The organism is Pectobacterium sp. CFBP8739, from assembly GCF_013449375.1.
In the GTDB taxonomy this organism is placed as follows: domain Bacteria; phylum Pseudomonadota; class Gammaproteobacteria; order Enterobacterales; family Enterobacteriaceae; genus Pectobacterium.
The window spans coordinates 533,381-557,321 of record NZ_JACDRR010000005.1; the positions used below are offsets into that span (position 1 = coordinate 533,381).

The 23,941-nt window shown below is 51.5% G+C and carries 17 protein-coding genes; 3 read left to right on the forward strand and 14 right to left on the reverse strand.

Translation table 11 applies throughout. From position 1 onward, the window contains the following. Positions 1–150: 150 nt before the first annotated feature. The gene (locus tag H0247_RS03195; protein ID WP_304622213.1) at positions 151–1,236 is read left to right on the forward strand and encodes a porin; all 1,086 of its coding nucleotides are present in this window, start codon (positions 151–153) and stop codon (positions 1,234–1,236) included. 228 nt (positions 1,237–1,464) lie between these two features. After that, complete coding sequence (locus H0247_RS03200; protein ID WP_180741212.1) at positions 1,465–2,655, forward strand: amino acid aminotransferase; 1,191 nt, start codon at positions 1,465–1,467, stop codon at positions 2,653–2,655. A 70-nt stretch (positions 2,656–2,725) separates the two neighbouring features. On the opposite strand, the gene H0247_RS03205 is transcribed toward H0247_RS03200, so the two are convergent. From H0247_RS03205 to cmoM, 7 genes are all read right to left on the reverse strand, one after another. Next, entirely contained in the window at positions 2,726–3,373 is a 648-nt protein-coding gene (locus tag H0247_RS03205; protein ID WP_180741213.1) for an MBL fold metallo-hydrolase, read from the reverse strand. 80 nt (positions 3,374–3,453) lie between these two features. After that, the gene (locus tag H0247_RS03210; RefSeq protein ID WP_180741214.1) at positions 3,454–4,002 is read right to left on the reverse strand and encodes a YcbK family protein; all 549 of its coding nucleotides are present in this window, start codon (positions 4,000–4,002) and stop codon (positions 3,454–3,456) included. A gap of 178 nt (positions 4,003–4,180) precedes the next feature. Further along, positions 4,181–5,911, reverse strand: coding sequence for a L,D-transpeptidase (ldtD, locus tag H0247_RS03215; protein ID WP_180741215.1), 1,731 nt, complete (start codon positions 5,909–5,911; stop codon positions 4,181–4,183). A gap of 485 nt (positions 5,912–6,396) precedes the next feature. Further along, positions 6,397–10,836, reverse strand: a complete 4,440-nt coding sequence (mukB, locus tag H0247_RS03220; protein ID WP_180741216.1) for a chromosome partition protein MukB — start codon at positions 10,834–10,836, stop codon at positions 6,397–6,399. Positions 10,837–10,855: 19 nt separating this feature from the next. Further along, a complete protein-coding gene (gene mukE / locus H0247_RS03225; RefSeq protein WP_180741217.1) occupies positions 10,856–11,578 on the reverse strand; it encodes a chromosome partition protein MukE in 723 nt (240 codons plus the stop codon). Next, positions 11,559–12,884: a chromosome partition protein MukF gene (gene mukF / locus H0247_RS03230; protein ID WP_180741218.1), complete on the reverse strand. Its 1,326-nt coding sequence runs from the start codon at positions 12,882–12,884 to the stop codon at positions 11,559–11,561. The genes mukE and mukF overlap by 20 nt, the downstream gene beginning before the upstream one ends. Continuing rightward, positions 12,881–13,666 (reverse strand): tRNA uridine 5-oxyacetic acid(34) methyltransferase CmoM, encoded by a 786-nt coding sequence (gene cmoM / locus H0247_RS03235; protein WP_180741219.1) that lies wholly within the window; start codon positions 13,664–13,666, stop codon positions 12,881–12,883. Before cmoM ends, mukF begins: the two co-directional genes overlap by 4 nt. A gap of 165 nt (positions 13,667–13,831) precedes the next feature. On the opposite strand from cmoM, the gene elyC reads away from it, so the two are divergent. After that, entirely contained in the window at positions 13,832–14,680 is an 849-nt protein-coding gene (gene elyC / locus H0247_RS03240; protein ID WP_180741220.1) for an envelope biogenesis factor ElyC, read from the forward strand. Here the strand turns inward: elyC and H0247_RS03245 are convergent. From H0247_RS03245 to H0247_RS03275, 7 genes are all read right to left on the reverse strand, one after another. Further along, positions 14,632–15,525 (reverse strand): YcbJ family phosphotransferase, encoded by an 894-nt coding sequence (locus tag H0247_RS03245; RefSeq protein ID WP_180741221.1) that lies wholly within the window; start codon positions 15,523–15,525, stop codon positions 14,632–14,634. The genes elyC and H0247_RS03245 overlap by 49 nt on opposite strands. Before the next feature lie 199 nt (positions 15,526–15,724). Continuing rightward, positions 15,725–17,038: a pectate lyase PelN gene (gene pelN, locus H0247_RS03250; RefSeq protein WP_180741222.1), complete on the reverse strand. Its 1,314-nt coding sequence runs from the start codon at positions 17,036–17,038 to the stop codon at positions 15,725–15,727. 503 nt (positions 17,039–17,541) lie between these two features. Then, complete coding sequence (kdsB, locus tag H0247_RS03255; protein WP_039469032.1) at positions 17,542–18,294, reverse strand: 3-deoxy-manno-octulosonate cytidylyltransferase; 753 nt, start codon at positions 18,292–18,294, stop codon at positions 17,542–17,544. After that, positions 18,291–18,473, reverse strand: coding sequence for a Trm112 family protein (locus H0247_RS03260; RefSeq protein WP_005967647.1), 183 nt, complete (start codon positions 18,471–18,473; stop codon positions 18,291–18,293). The genes kdsB and H0247_RS03260 overlap by 4 nt, the downstream gene beginning before the upstream one ends. A 293-nt stretch (positions 18,474–18,766) precedes the next feature. Continuing rightward, positions 18,767–19,768, reverse strand: coding sequence for a tetraacyldisaccharide 4'-kinase (gene lpxK / locus H0247_RS03265; protein WP_180741223.1), 1,002 nt, complete (start codon positions 19,766–19,768; stop codon positions 18,767–18,769). Continuing rightward, positions 19,765–21,513: a lipid A ABC transporter ATP-binding protein/permease MsbA gene (gene msbA / locus H0247_RS03270; RefSeq protein ID WP_180741445.1), complete on the reverse strand. Its 1,749-nt coding sequence runs from the start codon at positions 21,511–21,513 to the stop codon at positions 19,765–19,767. Before msbA ends, lpxK begins: the two co-directional genes overlap by 4 nt. Before the next feature lie 37 nt (positions 21,514–21,550). Further along, the gene (locus tag H0247_RS03275; RefSeq protein WP_180741446.1) at positions 21,551–23,824 is read right to left on the reverse strand and encodes a ComEC family protein; all 2,274 of its coding nucleotides are present in this window, start codon (positions 23,822–23,824) and stop codon (positions 21,551–21,553) included. Between the last annotated feature and the right edge of the window lie 117 nt (positions 23,825–23,941).

The following is a 23,941-nucleotide window of genomic DNA, read 5'->3' on the forward strand; positions in this document are numbered from 1 at the left end:
GAAGTTTGTAGCATCTTTAGGGTGGATTAACGGGCGAGTGAATGGAAAACTGCGTTCAGACACAGGAAGACACCAAACTTTCAGGAATAGTTCCGTAAAGAATTATTTATGGCAGTGGCAGGTGTCTAAATAACACCAATGAGGGTAATAATGATGAAACGCAACATTCTTGCAGTAGTAATCCCAGCTCTGTTAGTCGCGGGCACCGCCAACGCAGCAGAAATCTATAATAAAGACGCTAACAAGCTGGATCTGACTGGTCGTGTACACGCGGGTTATACTTTCAATAACCAAAGCACAGAAAATGAAGACAACACTAGCGCACGTCTGGGCTTTAAAGGCCAGACCCAGATCACCAGCGATGTAACTGGTTACGGTACTTTTGAATACCAATTTGATGGTAACAGTGTTGAAGAAGAAGGCACCAGTGCAGGGCAAGGGAAAACTCGTAAAGCATTTGCCGGTCTGAAATTTGCTGATGTTGGTTCTTTCGACTACGGTCGTAACACCGGTGTCGCTTACAACGGTATGGCTTATACCGATGTGCTGCCAGAAAATGGCGGCGACAGTAGCGTCACCGATACTCTGACTGGTCGTGTCAGCAGTGCAGCTACCTATAACACCTCTAACTTCTTTGGTCTGGTTGACAATTTAGGCTTCGGTCTGCAGTACGTTGCTAAAAATGAAAGCGGTACGCGTATCGATCGCAGCCACGGTGATGCATGGGCAACCTCTCTGTCCTATGACACTGATTTCGGCGTAGGTGTGGTTGCTTCTTATGGTTCTTATGAGCGTACTGGTACGCAGCAAACTGCAACCTCTGGTGCTAGTGGTAGCCGTGCAGACGTATGGGCAACGGGTCTGAAATATGACGCGAACAATGTTTACTTGGCAGCAACCTATGGTGAAGCCAGCAACTTCTACAGAATCAACACTGCCAACGGCATCGCTGATAAGAGCGCTATTTTTGAAGTTGTTGCTCAATATAACTTCGACTTCGGCTTGACTCCTACTCTGGCTTACGTTTCTCGTAAAGACAAAGTAGATACTGCGGCCGCTACCAATACTGGTCGCAATGATTACGCAGTGAAATATGCAAGCGTTGGTGCAACTTACGCATTCAATAAAAACTTCTCTACTTACGCTGAATACGACATCAACCTGCTGAAAAAAGACAATGCTTATAGCATTGAAAACGGCGATATCGTGAACGTTGGTGTAATCTACCAGTTCTAAGTTGTCGCAGCATAACGTAACGAGTTAATCGTTCGTATTGCATGAAAAGACAGAGCTTCGGCTCTGTCTTTTTTATTGCCAATTATTCCCTCCTAGCCAGTCTTTTATTTCGTCTCTTTCCTCCTCCCTGTTATTTCCCTTTCTTTTTAATCTCAACGGTTGGCAAAGCCTTTTACTGACGGTACTCTGAGAATTCTTATTTCATCTCAGTTATGGAACATTCTGGCAATGTTTGAAAATATCTCTGCCGCACCGGCCGATCCTATTCTCGGGCTGACCGATCTTTTCCGCGCCGATGACCGCGCGAATAAAATCAATCTGGGTATTGGTGTCTATAAAGATGAAACCGGCAAAACCCCGGTTCTGACCAGCGTCAAAAAAGCAGAACAGTATCTGCTGGAAAATGAAATCACCAAAAACTATCTGGGCATTGACGGTCTGCCAGCATTCGGTCAGTGCACGCAGGAGCTGTTGTTTGGCAAGCAGAATGCCATCATTGCCGACAAACGTGCTCGTACCGCACAAACCCCAGGCGGAACCGGTGCGTTGCGCGTAGCGGCGGATTTCATTGCCAATCAGACGTCTGCAAAACGCATTTGGATCAGTAACCCAACCTGGCCAAACCATAACAACGTCTTCTCTGCTGTCGGTTTGGAAGTGTGCCAGTATGACTACTACGATGCAGCGAACCACGCATTGGATTTTGATGGCCTGCTGAATAGCCTGAACGCCGCCCAAGCGGGTGACGTGGTGCTGTTCCACGGCTGTTGCCATAACCCAACGGGTATCGACCCTACTGCTGAGCAATGGGCTACGCTAGCTGAACTGTCAGTAGCGAAAGGCTGGTTGCCGCTGTTTGACTTCGCCTATCAGGGCTTTGCCCGCGGTCTGGAAGAAGATGCGGAAGGCCTGCGACTCTTCGCTGCTAAGCACGATGAGCTGATCGTATGCAGTTCGTACTCTAAAAACTTCGGTTTGTACAATGAGCGCGTTGGTGCCTGTACGCTGGTTGCTGCCGATGCCGCAACGGCAGATAAAGCATTCAGCCAGGTGAAAGCCGCTATTCGCGCAAACTACTCTAACCCTCCGTCACACGGTGCGACCGTTGTAGCGACCATTCTGGGCAACGACGCCCTGAAGACCATTTGGGAACAGGAATTGACGGCGATGCGTGAGCGCATTCAGCGTATGCGTCAGCTGTTCGTGAACACCTTGCAGGAAAAAGGCGCGCAGCAGGATTTCTCCTTCATCATCGACCAGAATGGGATGTTCTCATTCAGCGGCTTGACTAAGGATCAGGTTCTGCGTCTGCGTGACGAATTCGGCGTTTATGCGGTGAACTCTGGCCGTATTAACGTTGCGGGAATGACGCCGGAAAACATGGCACCGCTCTGCGAAGCGATTGTTGCCGTACTCTGATTCTTCCGCGATCAAAAAAGCCGACACAAGTGTCGGCTTTTTTATTTCTACGTTTCAAGTCTATAACACACTACCAAATCGCCGCATCTTCACGCAGGAAAGGATTGGTTTTACGCTCATGTCCTAAGTTAGACATTGGGCCGTGTCCTGGAATAAACGTCACATCGTCACCCAGCGGTAGTAGTTTATTTTTGATAGACGCAATCAGCGCCTGATGATTACCCTGTGGGAAATCGGTGCGACCCACGCCGCCGTTAAAAATAACATCGCCCACCTGTGCCAGACGCGATTCCGCATCAAAGAAAACAATATGACCGGGGGTATGACCAGGGCAATGGAAAACGGCCAACGTTGTCTCCCCCACCGTCACTTCATCCCCTTCCTGTAACCAGCGTGATGGCGTCAGAGGCACACACTCTTCCAGACCAAACATCCGGCTTTGTGCCGGTAACCCTTCTAACCAGAATGCATCTTCAATCTGCGGGCCAATAATCGCGACCTGATAGTGCTCAGCCAATTCGGCAGCCGCGCCTACATGATCCAGGTGTCCGTGTGTTAACAAAATCTGCTTAACCGAAATCCCTGCGTCCGCAACGGCACGTTTAATTTTCTCTGCATCACCACCGGGATCGACAATCGCCGCGTCATTGGTTTTTTCACACCATAACAACGTGCAGTTCTGGCTAAATGCCGTCACTGGGACAATTTGATATTTCATATCACTCCATGTTGAATAAGCTGAGCGGCTCGCGCTGTAAACGAGCCATATCAGAAAAAATATAGTGCTGTGGTAGCAGATTACCAGGTACGAACTGGACCGGTATCGATGTGAACGAAGTCACTGCGCGGATAGTAGCCAACCCCACCTGCACGCATCTTCATCGCTGCTTTACGAATGTTAGCCAGTTGAACGCCTTCAATATGGAAATCCATCGCCTGCCCTTTCGTGTGGTAACTTTGCTTTGCCACACCCCCGCTATGCGCGCGTAATTCATTATTCGTATCTATTGCGCGATAACCTGAAATCAACTGCACAGGCTTATTAGTGCCCAACATAACCTGTAAGCGATAAAGCTGATCGAAAAGTTGGGGGTCAATTGTCTTGACCTTATTGGCGCGATAATCGCGGAAAAAGTGATTCAGGCGGGAGAGTTCTGATTTGTTATACCGTTTACCATCAAAAAATTCCGTTTTTAGCCGTTCTCCGGTGTTCAGATTGTCCAGCGTCAAAATTCGTGGTCGGGGCGTCGATAACGTTGCAAATGCCTGACCGGGAAGCAGTGTGATACCCAACGCGGCACCACCCAGTGCAAGCCACTTACGGCGATGGTTGTCAATGTGATCCATAGAACAAGTACCCTGGCTAAAAAACGGTATAAAAGGAGGCACAAAACGCACCGCCTTGAACCTTAACTGCCAGAGAAAAGTGAGTCAACTCGCTTTGCTTACGGGTTTGCGGGAGATCGCATTGATCCCCCGCAAAACAATAAAATATCAAGACGACTAATGCCCGTATTATCAATACTTACTGAAGCAATAATCCTGCTTTGGAGAGCACTTTCGCCCCAGCTCGGGCAGTATCATCATAATTGTAAATATCTGTACGGAACTGCGGCTTTCCATCTTCTGCTACCCACGCCGTCAGATAATAGAGATTGACTGGAATCCGGTGCTTCATTGAAACAAAGGTGGTATTCCCCTGATCCAAGGTGGAAGAAATACGACTATTATTCCATCCCGCATCCTGCAATAGCATGCTAGCCAATTCCGATGCCTTATTGACCCGAACGCAGCCGGAGCTCAGCGCCCGAATATCACGTTGGAACAGATTGTGATTAGGCGTATCGTGCAGATAAATCGCTTCCGAATTTGGCATATTGAATTTATACCGTCCTAGCGAGTTATTCGCCCCAGGAGCCTGACGCAAGCGATAGGGGAAACGCTCGGGTGACATAATCTGCCAATCGATCATTGAGGGATCAATCACTTCTGCATCCTGACTCCAGCCGGACAATACCGTATAGCCATGACGCTCAAGGTAGCCGGGATCGCGTACTACTTTAGGAATGATATCCTGTCGAATCAGCGTCGTCGGGACATTCCACGGCGGATTGACCACCACGTTATACAGCGAGCTACTCATCAACGGCGTCTTACGCTTAGGCTGCCCAACAATGACACGCGACGATAAGCGTTCAGCGCCGTCCTGATAGTAGATCAGCGAATAATTGGGGATATTCACCATAATCCCGGTATGCACATTATCCGGTAGCAGGCGCAGGCGTTGGATATTCAGCGCCAGCAGCGTCGCGCGCATTTGTGGGGAAACATTGAGCCAATCGCGGGTACGCTTACCGATAACGCCGTCATCCTCCAGCCCTTGCCAATGCTGGAAGCGTTTCACCGCTTCAACCAGTTCACCTGTGTAGATCGCATCACCATTCTCGGCCAGCGGAGATTGACCTGTCGGTATCGTCGTCGCGGCGGTATTTTCGTTAAACAGCGTAATGCTCTCTGTTGACGACAGCATGCCAGTGCGCTGCAGAATTTCACGCAGTACCGCCAGCTCTCGGCTCTGCTGCTCCGGACGCAGAGAGTCCGTCATATTCAGGCTCGGCCACGGGCGATTGTCCGTCAGCATCGTCTTCAGTGCTTCATGCATTTTGGCGTACTGTGAATGCTGCGGTGCCAGCGAAACCACATAGGCGGCACTGGTACCGGATTTTACGGCCTGTTGCCATTGAGAAACGATATTCAACGCAGGCGATTGCAAACGATAAGGTACGCTGCTGTACAACCAGTCATTGCCGTTACGCTCCACGCCAGAAACAAACTGCAAATAACCCAGCATTGCATCGGATAAAACAGCATCGCGCGCAAAACCGGTCAATTGCGGATCGGTCAGCCAGGTCACCCACGTGGTGAACTGCGGTTGTACGCCCGCAATTGCCAATTCGGCAAGCTGCTGTTGAAACTGTTGCACCGCGCGATTATCCGCCCACATCGGTTGCATTTGATGCTGGGCATAAAGCGAAGATAAATCGGAGAGATAATGTAATGTGATACCGTGCGGCAGCGCTGACAGAAGCCCTGAACGACTCTTTTCTACAGAAACTGCGCCCGAGTTTTGCGATAAGCCAGATATCACCGTCGGAGATGCTGCCAGCACCGAAAACGAAGGAGACAGGCTTCCGACCCAAATACAACCCACGCTCAATAGCAGCCTGACCATTTTTCGCTTATGTAACAACAACATCCATTTATCCCCTGTACTTATTAATCACTATACCCGTCATACTTCAAGCTGCTTGTGCATTGGCCGCCCTTACTCACCCCAATCACTTACCTGTGTAAGCTACTGGGGATTCGCGCGGTTGCCGCCTTCACGCGGCTCGAATTATTTAGGGTATATGCTTTTACGACAATCCACATTGAACATCGAAATAGCAAACCGATAAAGAATGAAAGATGATCATTTTTTATATCGCGCCCGTCATTCACGGTCGTCGCTGTACAATATACAACCGCAAATTCTTCTACAGCCTGCACTCGTTTTATCGTCAGTATATAAAGAGAAAAATATTTTTGCTTCTTCTTCTGGTTATTATCTTTCGAGCTTGATGAACTTATTCACTGTCAGCATTCTTTTTACGTAAAAATAAAGCCGCTTAAAAAAGCGGCTTTGTGATTATAAAGGAAAAGAGCAGTAAGGTTTGCTGCGATAAACGTTATCGCTCCCCACTATGAGGCTTGTTCCTGCGTCTCAGGCGCGTCAGCGCCGAACCCCCGCAACCCGACCACATGGACATGCTCGTTGTTTTGGTAGACTTTACGCACCAGCTTATAGGTTGTCCCTTTTTCGGGGCTGATATTTTCCGGTGCCGCGATGACCAACTGCATCTCCAGACGATCGCAAAGCTCGAACAGCGTGGCGATCGATTTGGCATCCAGACGCGCGGCCTCATCGAGGAAGAGCAGACGACACGGAATAATATCTTTGCCACGCAGACGTTTAGACTCTTCTTCCCAGCTCTGCACGACCATGACCAGAATTGACATCCCGGTACCAATCGCTTCCCCGGTAGAGAGCGCCCCACTTTCCGCACGCAGCCAACCATCCGCGCCACGGTTTACCTCAACTTCCATTTCAAGGTAGTTTCGGTAGTCCAACAGCTCTTCACCGATCGTTTGCGGCGTGCGCTGTCCCATATCAATTTCAGGATTCAGGCGCTGATACAGTTTTGCCAACGCTTCCGAGAAGGTCAGGCGGTTGCTGTTAAACAGATCTTGATGCATGTCCTGCTGTTCGGACAACACATTAAGCAGCGTAGTATGCGTTTCCCGCACGTTGACGTTGAGACGAACACTCTTCACCTGACCAAACGCCACCGCTTGCAGCCCTTGGTTCAACATTCGAATGCGGTTCTGCTCACGCTGGATCGTTTTACGGATGATGTTTGCCACGCTGCGTGAGCTGATTGCCAGCATCTGCTCACGCGCCGTAAGCTCTTCGGTCAGACGATTAAGTTCAATCTCCATCTGCTCAATCGCTTCTACCGGATCATCAGTGCGGATAATATCCTGACGGATACGCTCGCGCAGATGCTGGTAAACGGCTATGTAGAACTGGATTTTGCGCTCTGGCCGCTTCGGATCTTCCGAAAGCCGCAGCACATCGCGCAGATGTTCGTTATCCGCCACTGCCAGACGCAGCGCACCCAGCGCCTTATCCGACATGGAACGTAATTCATCGCCTTCCATATACGCCAGCTCACGGCGGTGTAGGCGGCGTTCAACGCCGTTGTCTTTCACCAAACGCATGACCGCACACCAACCTGCTTTCGCGGTGACAACCTGCTCGCGCATCTGGTGATAATCACGCTCCAGCTTGCGCAGTTTCTTCTGCAAGCTGTCCATTTCGGCTTCACAGAACGTAATCTGTTTTTCCAACTGGTTACGCCGCGAACGGTTAGTGCTTAATGTCGCATGTAGTTCATCACGGCGCTGGCGGGCACGTTCTTCGGCGTCGGCATCCGCACGTACGCCAATATCCTGAAGCTCTTGCGTCAGCTCCTTCAGCATATCCTGCTTAGCATCGTAAGAACTTTTCAGCGACGCCTGAACCTGACTGTACTGCGTCAACTGTGCCTGATGCTGGCGGAGCTGTTCACGCGCTTTTGTCCGTTCCGCCTCAGCCAGTTCCAGACGATGACGCAGTTTGTCATTCAAGCCAGCATTTTCACCCAGCATGCCAGCCGAATCGGCATAACTGAAATGCGCACGACGCTGTACCACTTCAGTCAGCGCAAACGCCTGCTGCTTTGCTTGCCGCTGTACGTTCTGTGCCTGAGTATAATCTTCCTGCAGCTGCTCATGCTGCTGCGGGTCGCTTTGCAAGACAGAAACCAGCGGTTCCAGCTTAGCCAGCGTCGCCCCATGCTGTTGAATGAACCTGGCAGATTCTTCGGTTTCATCCAGCTCGGCACGAATCTCTTCCACGCGATCCTGCAACGTCTCGTCGCAAAGCAAGCTAATACGCGGAATCAGTTTATTCAGCTGTGCGCTGGCCTCTTTCGCTTGATCATACTGCTGGCGCTGCTGCTGGTTCTCGCCGTCAAAGTTGGCAATAGCGCGATCCAGCTCGCCGCGGCGGGAACTGAGCGTACGAATTTCCGCTTCGGGATCTTCATCAAAAACGACAGCCAGATGCGTACCGATGAAACGGCTGAAGGACTGGTGCAAGCGCTGCGTTTTCTGTACGTCAAACGACAGCGTCGCGTACTGCTCGGCCAGTGCTTCGCGCTCATCACGCAGGCTTTCCAGACGCATTTCTCGCGCGGCACGGCCAAACAGCGGCACTTCAGGGAAGCGCGAGTAACGCCACTGGCGCTCCGCGACCTTCACCACCACGGCACGTTCCAATTCTTCAACGGCAAACACGCTGTCATCAAACGACTGCGGATCCCCCTCGATCAGATACAAGTCTTCTGGGCAGTCTTCCAGACCGGCAAGCTGATCGCGCACCAGTGAAAGATCGGCGACCACAATGGCATGACGCGAGGGACCATAAAGTGCTGAGAAGTACGGTGCATCATCCAGCGTGACATCGTCATAAATTTCAGACAGCAGCACCCCACCAAAGCGTTCCGCCAGCGCATTCAGGCGCGGATCTTCGGAACCACCAGGCTGGCTCAGCCGCTCAATCTGCGCTTCGATCTGCCGTTTGCGGGTAGCGATGTCATCACGCTCAACCGTAGTTTCACGTTCACGCTCAAGCAACTGCTGCATGAATTCCGTCACCTGACGGCTATCTTCAAACGTTTCGCCGCTTTGCTCGCTCAGTTGCGTCAGCATTTCCTGTGCCGCCAGCCAGACTGGCGCACGCGTCGTCAATTTCTGAATGCGTTGCTGGATTTGTTCCAGCTCCTGACGCAGCGCCATGCGGCGCTCGCCAGCCTCCGCCACCAGTGATGACAGCGTTTCGATACGGGCATCCAACTCTTGCTGGAGCGACTCCAGCTCTTCCGGCTGATAATCCTGACCATTACGTTTGTTGAAATCTTGCAAGAGCCGCTCAGCATCCTGCTGTTCACGCAGGCGCTGTTCCAACTCAGACAGTCGCATCCGCAGCGGCTGTACCCGCTCTGCCTGATAACGTTGCGAAGAGCTGTCGCGCAGCAAATCGCGCGCGACCTGCCAGGCCTCATTGCGGTTAACAACACCGGCAATCTTGCTCACCAGCTGATAGGCTTGCTCAAACTGGCCGTGCGCCGCATCCGCCACACTCAGTTTCTGCTCCAGCATCAGCAGAATTTCTGTCGCTTCCTGCTCTTTCGCCTGATAGCTATCCAGCCATTCGTCCGCGTTATCCGCCGTTAAATCCGGCAACTGGCACAGCGTGCGGGCACGTTCCAACGCCTGCTGTGCCTGCTGGTACTGAATAGCACGGGTTTGCTGTACATCCAGCGCCTGCTGATAATCGGCAAGCTGGCTTTTCAGCTCATCTACTTCCAACTCGGCAGCATCAGCACGCTCTTCGTTCTCCGCCTGCTGCTCTCGCGCCTCTTCAACCACCTCATTCTGCTCTTCAAGGCGATAGCTTAACTCTTCGAGATCGGCGTTATAGCGCTCGATTTTTTCCTGTTGGCGCATCGCGGTTTGCACCAGATTCAGGTGGTCGCTGGCCGCCTGATAATCTGTTTCCAGATCACTTTCCGCACCGCTCTGTTCCGCCAGTTCCCGCGCCATTTCCACATGACGATACTGTTCGCTCGACAGTTGCTTGCGGCTAGAGAACAGATCGCGGCGCAATTCCAGCGCGCCATCCAGATGAATACGACGCTCATTGGCGTGCCGCATGTAGTCAGCGGCAACATAGGAGGTTGCTTCAGAGATCAGGTGTTTAAACAGATCGCGATCGGACTGAGTGACGCGAATCGCCTCCAGCGTCATGCGGTTTTCACGCAGCGCCGCTTCCATATCCTGGAATGCTTTACGCACGCCGCTATTTTCCGGCAGTAAGTAGTCACGCAGCGAACGAGTGATGGCGCTGGAAATACCGCCGTATAGCGAGGCTTCGATCAGGCGATAGAACTTGCTGCGATCGGAAGCAGAACGCAAGCGACGCGGTACCACGCCTAAATCGAACATCAGCGAGTGATAGTCGGTAATGGAGTTAAACTGCTTGAACTGAACGCCTTCCATCTCTTCGACGCGCTCTTTCAGTTCCTGCAACGAGAGCACGCGAGCCTGACGATCGCCGACCACCTGCGTCAGGATTTGCGTCGGCTGTATCGCCGTCGGTAAGCCCTGAATAGTGAAAGGTTTGATATCGACTTTACGATCACGCCCTGCAACCTGCTGGAGACGAACGCCAACCAGCACACGCTGGTGACGCGAGTTAACAACATCCAGCGTGGAGTAGCAGACACCGGCACGTAATTTACCGTGCAGACCTTTATCGCGAGAACCGCTGGTCGCACCGGCTTCGGTGGTGTTTCTGAAGTGCAACAGCGTCAGGTCAGGGATCAGCGCCGTAATAAAGGCGGCCATCGTGGTGGATTTCCCAGCACCGTTACCGCCGGATAGCGTGGTAACCAGTTCATCCAGATCGAAGGTGCGGGCGAAAAAGCCGTTCCAGTTGACCAGCGTTAGTGAGCGAAATTTACCGCGTTCAATCATTCCTGTTCATCCTCAACACTTATTCATCCTCGCCCGTTTCTGGCGCGGTATCATCGGTGCGATCGCTATCGTCGCTATCATCTTTCAGCGACAAACTACCTTCAACAGGCATCGCTTCACCATCACGAATCATGCGCAACTGCGCTTCGCGGGCATCATCGCCGCTGCGTACATCAGCGCCGAAGCGGAACACTGATTCAGTAATTCTGAATTTGCTGCTGTCATTGCCCATAAAGTAGATCATGCCGAGCCGACGTAAGCGGTTCAGCGAGGTTCTGACTTTTTCTTGTAGCTTTTGGCGATCCAGATCGGAACCGGTAGAACGCTGGTTAACCAGCTTCAACAGCTTGCTTTCATCTGCCAGACTCAGCAGCTCTTCATAGAGTTCCTGCTGGCTGAAAATGCCTTCGTGCGCTAACCGCTCTGGGCTCAGGTAGAGATAGCAGAGGATTTTCCCTACCATCATATCCAGCTCGGACAGCACCGAACGCGAGATCAGCGTAGTAGAACGTGGGCGCAGATAGAAAAAACCTTCCGGCGCGCGAATCAGCTCCACGTTGTAGCGGCTGTAGAATTCCTCCAGCACTTCCTGGAAGTCCATCAGAAAGACATGGTTCTCCAGCTCTTCAATGCCAATATGACGCCCGGCGCGCAATTGGCTGTCCAGCGCAGGAAAGAGGTTATTCGACAGCGCGGTTGCCAGCTTCACTGGCATAAATTGTTCAATATTTGTCGATGACATGGGCCTGCACCTTGGCTCCGTAATCATTGATTGCCCGCCACAATGCAGGTAATCCGGTGAAATCAGCTTCGGCTACGCCCAGGCGTACTGCCTGGTCGACCACGATTCGGGCAACATCAAAATGCCGCGAGCGAGGATGCTGCGCGAGGTATTCACGCATCACTTCCCCCAAGTCCAGCGGAATCTGTTGCACTTTATATTTATGCAGCGCCTGCTCGACCAGCGCGATCAACTGCTCGCGCATCTCACTAAACTCTTCATATTCCAGCTCCGGCGGCAATTCACCGGTCACTTCTTCACTACGCAGCGTCAGCTCTTCATCACGCATATCCAGCAGACGGTCTGCGTTGGCGAACGTCAGTGCCCAAGGGCTATCAAAATAGCTCTGCACCGACTGACGCAGGCGCTGGGCAAAGACGCGGTTTTTATCCATATCAATCGCGGTACGGATAAACTTATGGACGTGACGGTCGTAACCAATCCACAGGTCTATTGTTTGCTGTCCCCAGCTCACAATACGATCGAGCTTGTTTTGCAGGTCAAACACCAGTTTGTCGACAGATTCCAGATTATGCGCATTATTCATAATCGCATCCTGAATGCTCAACAGGCTCGCCTGCAACTTGTCGCCCGCAGCTTCCAGCGTATCCTGCAATTCACGCAACGTAGACGAGGTTTCCGTCAGCAGTTGTTCACAGTTGCTGATCGCTGCCCGCCAGTCCTGATTTAACAGCGCCGCGATATCGTCTTTCACGCCCTGCTGCTGCTCATCCATTACGCGCTGTGACAGGTCGATACTGTCAAAAATTTCAGCGACGGAATATTTCAGCGGCGCAAACACGTTGCGATGCCAGTGAAACTCATCGCCGCCTTCTTCCGCCGCATCGGCCGCCCGACTCAACTCCTGCGCCACAATAGAGAGCTGCATGGAAAGCCGTAACGTCGAGAATTCACGCTGCCGAATGTAATAATCGGTAATGCCGATCCCCAGCGGCGTCAGACGATAAATCGCATTACCTTCCGCCTGTTCACTGGTAAAACGGTTCAGTAACCGCTGGCGCACCAGGTCATTAATCGCGTTATTGGCGCGGAGGGTTATGGTTTCGTTCGTCTGCTCAAATCCCTGACTCACATGACGGAAGGCATCAATCAGCTCACCTTCACTCATTTCACCATCCATGCGTTCGCCGTTAAGCGTGGCGATCGCCATCAAAAACGCCAAGCGTTCGGTGGGGAGGGAAATGGAGAAATCGTTTTTTCGTGCCCAGGCGACCAGTTCGGGTACAGTCTGGGAAAAATCACTCATAATGCATCCTTCAAATGGGGTTTATGCGCCATGACATGGATATAACGGCCCAAACTCACAAAAGGCTCTTGCCGACAATACCGCTGCTCGAGCGCCAGAATGTCGTCAAATTTATCAATTTGCTGCTGCTTATTCTGTAGGTAGTCATGAAACACACGCACGCCAGTTTTTCCGCTAATGGTCATCCCCATGTCATCAAGCCAGCCGTACACGGCTTGCGGATCCAGCGGGTGATCTGGCGATAGCGAGCGCCGTTTGTTCTTCGGCATGCCGGCCTGAACATAATCAAAGTTGCCCAGTACCATGTTACGCATCAACAGCCCATGATGGTTATAAAACATCAAAGACAGCGCCCCCCCCAGCGACAGACAATCATACAATATTTTCAGCATCTGCTGCGGTTGCGCGACCCACTCCAGCACCGCGTGGAACAATATCAGATCGGCTGGGCTTTCCATATATTGCGCGATATCCTGCGCAGCACACTGCACAAAACGCATATTATGAGTAACGCCCTGTGCTGCTGCCGCATTTTTGGCGCGCTGAATCATCTCATCGGAAACATCGCACAACAATACCTGATGTCCTAAAGCCGCCAGCCGACACGCCATTTGACCTTCACCGCCTCCCGCATCAAGGATGCGTAATGGCCGTGCTGGAAGCTGGGTCAAAAGATCGCTAAGATCCTGCCATAATACCGCCAACCGAAGTTTCCCCTTCGTTGTGCCATAGATATTCTGAGCAAATTTTTCGGCGATATCGTTAAAATTGCGATCCTGCATCAGTCATTGTTCCGCATCATATAAACGGGGCTCTCGTGCAGCTCATGTCTGCACGATGCGATTTTTCCAGCCTGCCATTTTGGCACAGGCTAGCTTAGAATAAATGGCCTTACCGCATGATATCTTCCCAGATGCGGCTTTTTCACTCAAAAGGAATGCGATTTTATGCTTTTCGTACTCAAAAAGTTCGTCGGCGGCCTTCTACAGCCTCTGCCATTGCTCTTGCTTTTGATGGGTGTTGGCCTGCTGCTGCTCTGGTTTACCCAACGGCAACGTACGGGAAGAACGATAATACTCATCAGTTGGCTGGCGCTTATTCTGCTCAGCCTGCAACCTGTCGCCGATAGGCTGTTGCTACCACTGGAATCACACTATCCAACCTGGCGGCAAACGCCGCAAGCGAGCAAAGCCGACTATATCGTCGTGCTAGGCGGAGGGTATACCTATAATGCGGAATGGGCGCCCAGTTCCAATCTAATCAGCAACAGCCTCCCGCGCGTAACGGAAGGCGTTCGCCTGTATCATGCCAACCCCGGCGCAAAATTGATTTTTACCGGCGGGGCGGCGCAGGGCAACCCTGTCAGCAGTGCGAAAACCGCGGCGCTGGTAGCGGAAAGTCTGGGGATTCCGCAGCAGGATATCGTTATTCTGGATACGCCAAGGGATACGGAAGAAGAAGCGGCGGAAACCGCGAAGATTGTTGGCGATCGCCCTTTCTTGCTAGTGACCTCGGCCAACCACCTGCCTCGCGCCATACGATTCTTCCAGGCTCAGGGGCTTGCGCCCATTCCGGCTCCGGCGAATCAGATGGCGATCACGTCCGCACTCAACCCGTGGGAGAAGATTTTTCCATCCGCGTACTATTTATCGCACAGCGAACGCGCCTGGTATGAAACACTGGGTCGCCTGTGGCAATCGCTGAAAGGAACGTCAATACCACCGCACAATGCCGAACAACCGCAGGCTCATTCCAACCAAGGGGACAGCTCACGGGAAGCTACATCAAAGAGCTGACGGTCTAGTTGCCCCGTGTGGATATAACGGGCCACAGCTTCCCAGATAGCATACAACCAGCGCCGGTAGACAAAGGATTCCGCTACCGGTGCCTGTTTCAGGTAGTGATACAGTAACTGTTCTGGCATGCCAGATTCACAAAGCCGGAACAGTTCATACTCTCTCGGTGCCCACAACATCATGCCCGGATTAATCATCGCTAGCAGTTGATCGCTACGCGCATCCTTCAACATGCTGCGCAGTGAAAGATTACCGTGTACCAACACACAGCCATCCTCGAAATCTTCAAACAGCATCGCCAGACATTGACGAGAGCGATAAAGCACGCTTCGATCCTGTTGTGTCAGCTGTGGCGCACTGACATTCAGCAAGGTCGACCACAGCACTTCCACACGCTGTTGATACCAGCTCATCCAATCGTTGTCCTGTGTGCTATCGACAGAACCGACGCAACCGTGACTATCAATGCGGTGCCAGGCTAATACGCTCTCAACAATTTGATCCATCAACAACGTCCAGCGCTGACCACTTCTTGGTGGCGCCTCCACCGACACGCCGCGTAAGCGCTCAATTAGCAACAGCTCCCGATAAGGCTGCTGTTGCGTCAACACCAGCCCGTAAACGGTGGGTAAACGGACATCCCCCTCACGCGCCAGCATCGAGAGCTTGTAGGCTTCCTGCTGCGCTACCCCTTGGCAAATATAGCTCTTAGCCAACAAGGGAATGGCGTTACCTTCTTTATCATATAAGGCATACAGGTCCGCATAGGGCTGTTCGCTTATGCACTCAAGCCGGCTAAGGCTTTCCCCCAACACCGTACTGAGCTCCGATTTCAACTGTTCCATAAACAGCTATACCTCCGTTGAGTCAAATGACTCCACCCACCATGATGCGGCGAGCAGAAGACAAATACTTCAACGCAGATCAAATAAAAGGGGATCAATGACGGCAGAGAACGCGCCCAGCCGGAGTTGTTGCAGCGATATTCCCTACTCGTCAGCAGGGAATATCGGAGTGACAGCCTAGTGAATTAACACACCGCCATTATTCGCGTTCAAAGGCACCCAGATCTGGGGCAGATCCTTTGTAAGGCAGTTTGACATCCCCGCCCTTATTGATCAGCGCGCTACCCGCTGCAAGATGCAGGCTTTTCAATACTGGCAAGCTGCCATCTGCCTGACGCGGTGCATCCCACCCTGTGACGGCAACGCTCTCGAAATCAGAATCCGATACCGCAATTTTCAGATCCCATGAGTTATAGCGCATATTCGCGCCATCGGAGAACGACAGGTCTTTACCGCCATGAGACACGTTATTGCGCAGCGTACCCAATCCAATCGCTTTTCCGTTTGCATCAATACCGCGGATATTAAAGTTAGGATTGTTTTTATAGCCGGTGTTATTAAAGAAATCGTTCGCCACCGGATGATGATTGGCATAAAAACCGGCCGCTTTATTTAAAAACGCAACCGAGTTACGCACGGTATGTTTCACCGCATTTGCCACATAAACGCCACCGTAGCCACCGATTTTAAAACCATTACCATTACCTGCTGGCAGCGACTGCGTCGTCCCTGGCAAATAACCGTGTGACCAGGCCCAGGAGTTTTCAATCAGCACCGGAGAATAAGCATTAATTAAATCGAAGCCATCATCCGAGTTTGACCATGCGCGGCAACCGCGGAAAATATTACCTGGCTGATTAGCCGGTATATGCGCACCAAATCCATCTCCACTTTGGCCTGCACCATTCGATGTCAGCGGATCGTAATTGTGGTGAGAGTCGCTATTCAATACCAGATTGTATCCCCCACGTTGGATAAACAACCCTGTCCCCATAATATGGTGGATATTTAGCTGCTCGAATATATTATTGCTACCCCGAATCCATACTCCCCAGGACTCATGGTTCAGGTTATTACGCTGTGGAACACCCGTTATTTCCAGTCCTTTCAGAGAGATCCAATCTGCCACCACGTTGAAACCTTTAACGCGGCAGTCATCCTGCATTTGGCTGAAATCAAATACAGGCACCTCGCCACTGTATGCCCAATACTCAATGCGCTTCCCTTCGGTACCGCTCTTATTCAGCGTAATCGCGTTCACCACATCCGTACGCGTGGCACAAACGTTTAGCCCCTTGGTAAACTCGTATTTACCGCCACGGATCCACAGGCGGTCTCCAGGCGTTAATGTTTTCTGAGCACGATCGATGGTTTTCCAAGGGGAGTTTTTACTGCCATTATTTGCGTCATTGCCGTTGGGCGCCATGTAATACACCGCCGCGCTGCTGCTCGCCGCAGCCCCCATCAGCATACTGCCGAAAAAAAATTTTGCGATATAACGTTTAGCATTCATATCATTACCGTCCTTAGTTGAAATAACAAAAACGCCATGCAAAAACATGGCGAATTGATAGTAGCATTTAACTATGAAAATAAAAGTTCCACTCGCTATTCATCAATTCGGAATGGAAATAAATCACCCGTAAAATAAGAAGATGATACAATTTGAGAACTTTTAAGAATACTTATCTAAATAAGTGCTAAATAATTTAAAAGATAATATGTCGTATATACCCTAAATAATTCGAGTTTCAGGAAGGCGGCAAGAGAAGGAATCCCGATGAGCTTACTCAGGTAAGTGATTCGGGTGACTGACAAACCAGCCAGAGGCAGGTTTGAACGCTGCTTGCAGCGGCCCCAATGGGGCAAGGCACACGCTAGTGTGCCGAGTAGCGCGGCCAACGTACATGCAACTTGAAGTATGACGGGTATAAAGAAAAAACGTCATGGAGAAAATCCATTCCGGTAACCATAGATTCCCCATGACGTATTCATCGCAGTATGGCGTGATAGATATTACTGATTCGCCATGACGTGACGCACGCGAGCCAGATCTTCTGGCGTATCAACGCCGACGCTCGGCACCGCTTTCGCAACCGCAACGTGAATCTTCTCGCCGTACCACAGCACACGCAGTTGCTCCAGTAATTCGATTTGCTCCAGTTGGCTCGGTGCCCAACTGACATAACGGCGCACAAAACCTGCACGGTAGGCATAAATGCCGATATGACGCAGGAAATGATCGCCAATAGTTTCTTTAGACTGAGCAAAACGTTCTCTGTCCCAAGGGATCGTTGCACGGGAAAAATACAGCGCGTATCCCTCAGCATCGGTAACCACTTTCACTGCATTCGGGTTGAATGCTTCTTCGCTGGTTTCAATCGGCACCGCCAGCGTTGCCATTCCCGCTTTACTGGCTGCAAGGTTCTCAGCCACCTGACGAATAATCACGGAAGGAATGAGTGGTTCATCGCCCTGAACGTTAACGATGATGTCATCGTCGGTAAAACCGTAACGCTCGATGACTTCAGCCAGACGCTCCGTACCAGAGTTATGATCGGCGCGGGTCAGGCAGACTTCACCACCGGCTTGCTGCACCGCCGCTTCAACATCCGGATGGTCAGTGGCGACAATAACGCGCTGCGCCCCCGATTCCAACGCCCGTTCCATCACATGGACGACCATCGGTTTGCCGTTGATATCTGCCAGTGGTTTACCTGGGAGGCGGCTTGAGGCAAAGCGCGCAGGAATGATCACGGTAAAGGTCATTGTGTTATCTCGTCCGCACCGAGTTTACGCGCCTCATTTTCCAGCAACACAGGGATGCCATCACGCACCGGATAGGCCAAACCATCGACCTTGCATATCAGCTCCAGTTTCTCTTTATTAAAATACAACCGACCATTACAAACAGGACAGGCAACAATCTCAAGTAAACGGTGATCCATGCTTCCTCCATCTTTGGCCGATCGATGATCGGCTGAGGGTGCTGACAAAGCCCGCTAGACGATGATGATGGGTAGATCGTAAAGACGCTGTAAATACATCCCTGTACGCTCGGATTGCGCCATCCATGGCGCAAACGCTTTACTCTTCTATCCCATCATCACCGCTTTCATTATGCGAAAGGTTTGCCAACGTTATGGGCCGATCGATGACCGGCATGTTCTTTCTCGCTACAGCAGCGATCTAATAAGGTGATATCCACAAGGGATATCTGAAACCGTGGTAGCAGACCAATTTATGCTCTGCTGCCTGAATTCCGATTAAGCACATGTTCCAATTTATCGAGCAACTGCGTGCCGTGGGGCTCAGCAAGCACGGCATCGACTGGCAGATACCACCAGTTACCCTGAGCGAACGCCTTACATTTCACGGCATCCTTTTCCGTCATTAGCAACGGCTGTGTCGCATCTTCAGTCAGCGACTCGAGCTGTTCTGGCTGATACGATTGATGGTCAGCAAAGGCAATTTCACGTGCAATGCTGACGCCAGCCTCACGCAGCGTAGCAAAAAAACGCGGGGGATGTCCGATACCCGCCATCGCGACCACATCCTGTAACTGACTCAGCGGTCGGGACTCACCAGAAAGTAAGTTAACCACCATACCTGCGGTTAATGTCATGCCTATCTCGTTTGTTCGCGGCGTACCGCCGTTAACAATGACTGCATCCACCGAGGCCAGACGGCTTTCTCTTTCCCGCATTGGACCTGCGGGCAGCCACCATCCGTTGCCAAAGCGACGCATGCCATCAATCACAACCAGCTCAATATCTCTTTCCAACGCATAGTGCTGTAATCCATCATCGGTGATCACGACATCTAGCCTGTGCTGTGCCAATAACGCACTCACAGCATCCCGACGACGAGGAGCGACCGCGACAGGTGCATCAGTACGTTGAAAAATCAGCACTGGCTCATCGCCAGCCTGTGCTGTCGTCACTGATTCATCCAGTAACAGAGGGTAACGTTCAGCTTTCCCACCGTAACCGCGAGATACCACCCCAACCCGATAACCTCTACGCTGTAGATGTTCGACAAGCCAAATGACCACTGGGGTTTTCCCATTTCCGCCAGCCGTCAAATTTCCGACCACCACGACAGGAACAGGAGAACGCCAACTTTTCCGCCACCTCAACCGATAGCTCTGGCGGATCAGAAAGGTGACGAATCCGTATAGCCACGAAAGCGGAAGCAGCAACCAATAAAGCCGCGAGTGACCAGACCAGATACGTTCAATCATTCGCCAAACTGCATTCTGTGTAGCTGTGCATAAGCACCGTTTGCCGCCAGTAATTCAGCATGGCTACCACGTTCAACGATTCTGCCATCTTCAACCACCAGAATCTCATCCGCTTTTTCAATGGTGGAGAGGCGGTGTGCAATCACCAGTGCAGTACGATCTTTTTGCAGTTCGTCTAGTGCAGCCTGAATCGCGCGTTCCGATTCCGTATCCAACGCCGAGGTGGCCTCATCCAATATCAGAATCGGGCTATCGCGCAGCAGCGCACGGGCTATCGCGATACGCTGGCGTTGTCCACCAGAAAGCATCACGCCATTTTCACCAATCACCGTATCCAGACCATGTTCCATCTTATTGATGAAATCCATCGCATAGGCCATTTTCGCCGCGCGCTCAATTTCTTCACGACTATAGTGCTCATTACGCGCATAGGCGATGTTATTCGCTATCGTATCGTTAAACAGATGCACGTTTTGAGAAACCAATGCGACCTGATTACGTAAAGAGGACAGCCGATATTCACGTAGCTCGTGACCATCAAGCAGAATTTCACCTGATTGAATGTCGTAAAAACGTGTAATCAAACTGGCAATCGTTGATTTCCCCGAACCGGAACGGCCAACCAACGCCACCGTTTTACCCACGGGAATATGCAGGTTGATGTTCTTAAGCGCCAGATTTTCTCTGCCCGGATAGGCGAAATTCACTTGGCGGAATTCGAGTTCACCTTTCGCACGGTCGATCTCGACTTTACCCGTGTCACGTTCTTGTTCCATGTCCAAAATCGCAAACAGCGTCTGGCACGCAGCCATTCCGCGTTGGAACTGCGCGTTAACGTTGGTCAGTGATTTTAATGGGCGCATCAGCGCAATCATGGAAGAGAACACCACCGTGATCGTCCCTGCGGTTAACGTCTCCATCACGCTAGGAAAACTCGCGGCATACAGCACGAATGCCAACGCCAGCGAAGCGATTAGCTGAATGATAGGATCGGAAATCGATGACGCGGAAACCATTTTCATGCCCTGCTGGCGCATACGGTTACTGACCTGATCAAAACGCTTGGTTTCAACTTCTTGTCCACCGAACATCAGCACTTCTTTGTGGCCTTTCAGCATTTGCTCCGTGCTGGTGGTCACGTGTCCCATCGTGTCTTGCATGTTTTTGCTGATATTTCTGAAGCGTTTGGACACCATTCGCATGGCGATCGATACGACCGGCGCAATCACAATCAGAATGATGGACAACTGCCAACTGTAATAAAACATCAGAACAAACAGCCCAATGATCGACGCCCCTTCCCTGACGACGGTAATCAACGCGCCGGATGACGACGCCGCAACCTGTTCTGAGTCATAAGTAATACGGGACAGCAATGTTCCGGTTGACTGCTGGTCAAAAAACGACACTGGCATCCCCATGATATGGGAGAAGAGGCGGCGACGCATATTCATCACCACCTTGCCTGAAACCCAAGCGACGCAATAGCTAGATACGAAACCGGATGCCCCTCTTACCAGCATCAATCCAATGACAGCCAAAGGCATCCATACCAAAACGGAACGTTCCGCTTTGCCGAATCCTTCATCCAACAAGGGTTTAAGTAGCGAGAGCATAAGTGTGTCGCCAGCCGCATTAACGATGAGTGCAACGGCAGCAACAGCCAGTCCAGCTTTAAACGGAGAGATCATCGGCCATAGGCGGCGAAAAGTCTGCCAGGTGGAGAGATCTTTATCATTCAGCATGTAGTCAACCTGAATAGGGAAGAAATAGCCGGCTATTTTACTCATTATAGCGTCCTACGCCAAACCACTGATGATACCAACGAGGCAATATGTGCTCCCTGAATCGTAGAATGCGCCATGAATCGCTGAAAAAACGTGCACTTAACTGACCAGACGATGCAGTATCAAGCCATGAATAGCCATGTTGCTGGTATCGTTCAACAATCTTTACTGAAGGCAGTCGCCACGGGTTATAGCGGGCAGTGGAAGCGATAACGAACTCAGCATTAACCGCACGAATGAAGGGCGGTGAAGACGATGTCTTACTGCCATGATGAGGGATTTGTAACAAATTCGCACGCAGCGCACTGCGTTCTAATCGCATCAGCGCCTTTTCGGCATCCGACTCCAGATCGCCCGTTAATAAAACATGGTGTTTCCCATCATCGACGCGGATTACACAGGAGTCGTTGTTCTCCGCTCGTTCAGCGAGCGCTAACGGCCACAGCACGGTAAACGTCAGATCCTGCCAACGCCAACGCTCACCGCGTAGACAAGGACGATGATTCATCGCGTTGGTGGCACTATATATCGTTGCCTCAGGGTAGGCTGTCTGTAACGTCTCCAACCCCCCAGTATGATCCATATGACTGTGGCTCAGGATAATGCTTTCCACATCAACGCCTCGCCAGCGTAAGTAAGGCAGAATTTCTCGCGTCGCCATATCCCCCCCTTCCCAGCGATTTCCCGTATCGTACAGCACCGCCTTTCCACGTTGCTCAATCACGATGGCCAGGCCATGGCCGACATCCAACATATCCACACGCCAATCCGGTTCATCGCTCTTTATACGAAACGCGAGTAAAACCAGAATCAGCACGCCGACACTCATCGGATAAATTCGCCACCAGCGAAAACGCCATATGACAACTGCCCCCCATCCCACCACGCTCACTAGCAACAATGATGTATCAAGGTATATCCAGCCCGTTTGCAAGTGCATCAGCAGTGCGAACACTACACGTAGCGAAACATCTGCGAGCCACCAGATCATGCTGCTCAGTGGCACAAACACCATCGTGATCAATGCCAACAAAATAAGCGGTGTTGTCACGAAAGACACTAAAGGCACCGCCCATAGATTAGCTGGCAGCGAGGTAACGCTAACACCGTGGAAAATATGAAGCTGCAACGGCATCAGCAGTAAAGTGATGCCCGTTTGTAGATGGAACCAACGTAGCCAGAACCACTGTCGTTGTGTCTGTAATCGATGAGGAAGGGGCGCCCACTGAAACCAGAAAATGAGCGATGCCACCGCAAGACAAGATAGCCAGAAACTGTCTGACAGTACGCTCAACGGATCGCTGACCAGAATCAGTGCGACGCACCATAACCAGACTTGCCAGGCTGAGCAGTTAACCCCCCAGATTTTCAGACAAAGCCACAGGCTGAGAGCCAATCCAGCGCGAACAGCCGGAGGATTTCCTCCAGCCAACCAAACATATGCCCACGCAGCAATCACACTGACTAATAAGGGAAAACGATGGCCAATCCACCGCACGGGAAACGCATATTGCACCATTCGTGCGATTCCCCACCCAACCAACCCAGCCAAGGCGATATGGAGACCTGAGATCGCCATCAGGTGCATCGTACCGGTATGCTGAAGAAGCGTCTTGATCTCTGGGCTAACCGTTTTCATCTCGCCAAAGGTTAACGCCAATAAAATAGAGCGCCATGGTAACCCCTGTACCAGTTGCTCCGCCCGTGCGATCGTGCGCTGACGGAAATCACAGCGGCTATCAGCAACCGTTGCCGCCAATACACGCCCCGATAACGGCTGTCGTTTGGCTATCGCCCAGCGCTGGCTATCAAAGCCGCCTTCATTTAGCCGACTATGGATAGGGCGGAAACTGGCGGTTATCGCCCAGCGTTGACCACCGCACCAGTTTTCCATCGCCGATGACAGGGTCAGTTGAGCATATAGCGGCGGGAAGAGTCGCTGCTGATTGATCTCTTCCAGCCGAACCGTGATCCCATCATCAGCGTGTTCACTGAACCGTATGCTGCTGATTGTCACAACAGCATTAACGGAATCCTGCGTGAAGCGATCGATTTGTAGTAATAAGGTTTGAGCATTCAACGCTGCCCAACAAAAACTCACGGCAACAAGGGCGACAAACCGTACGCTTGCATGACGATATCCACCCAATACCACACAGGTAGATAGCCCCACCCCCCACCACACCGGCGTTGGCGCTGGGAGCTGCGGCAAAAAAAACAGCGGTAGGATGCCCAGCACGCTGGCCCACGCTAGACTATTTACCGACATCATCACTTTTACTGATATCGTCCCTTGTCATGACACATCCTTCCCTCGTTCCCGTTGTTCGCTCAGGAATGTTGCAATAACTCAACCTCATGCAACAGAACGAAAAATGCAGGTAGG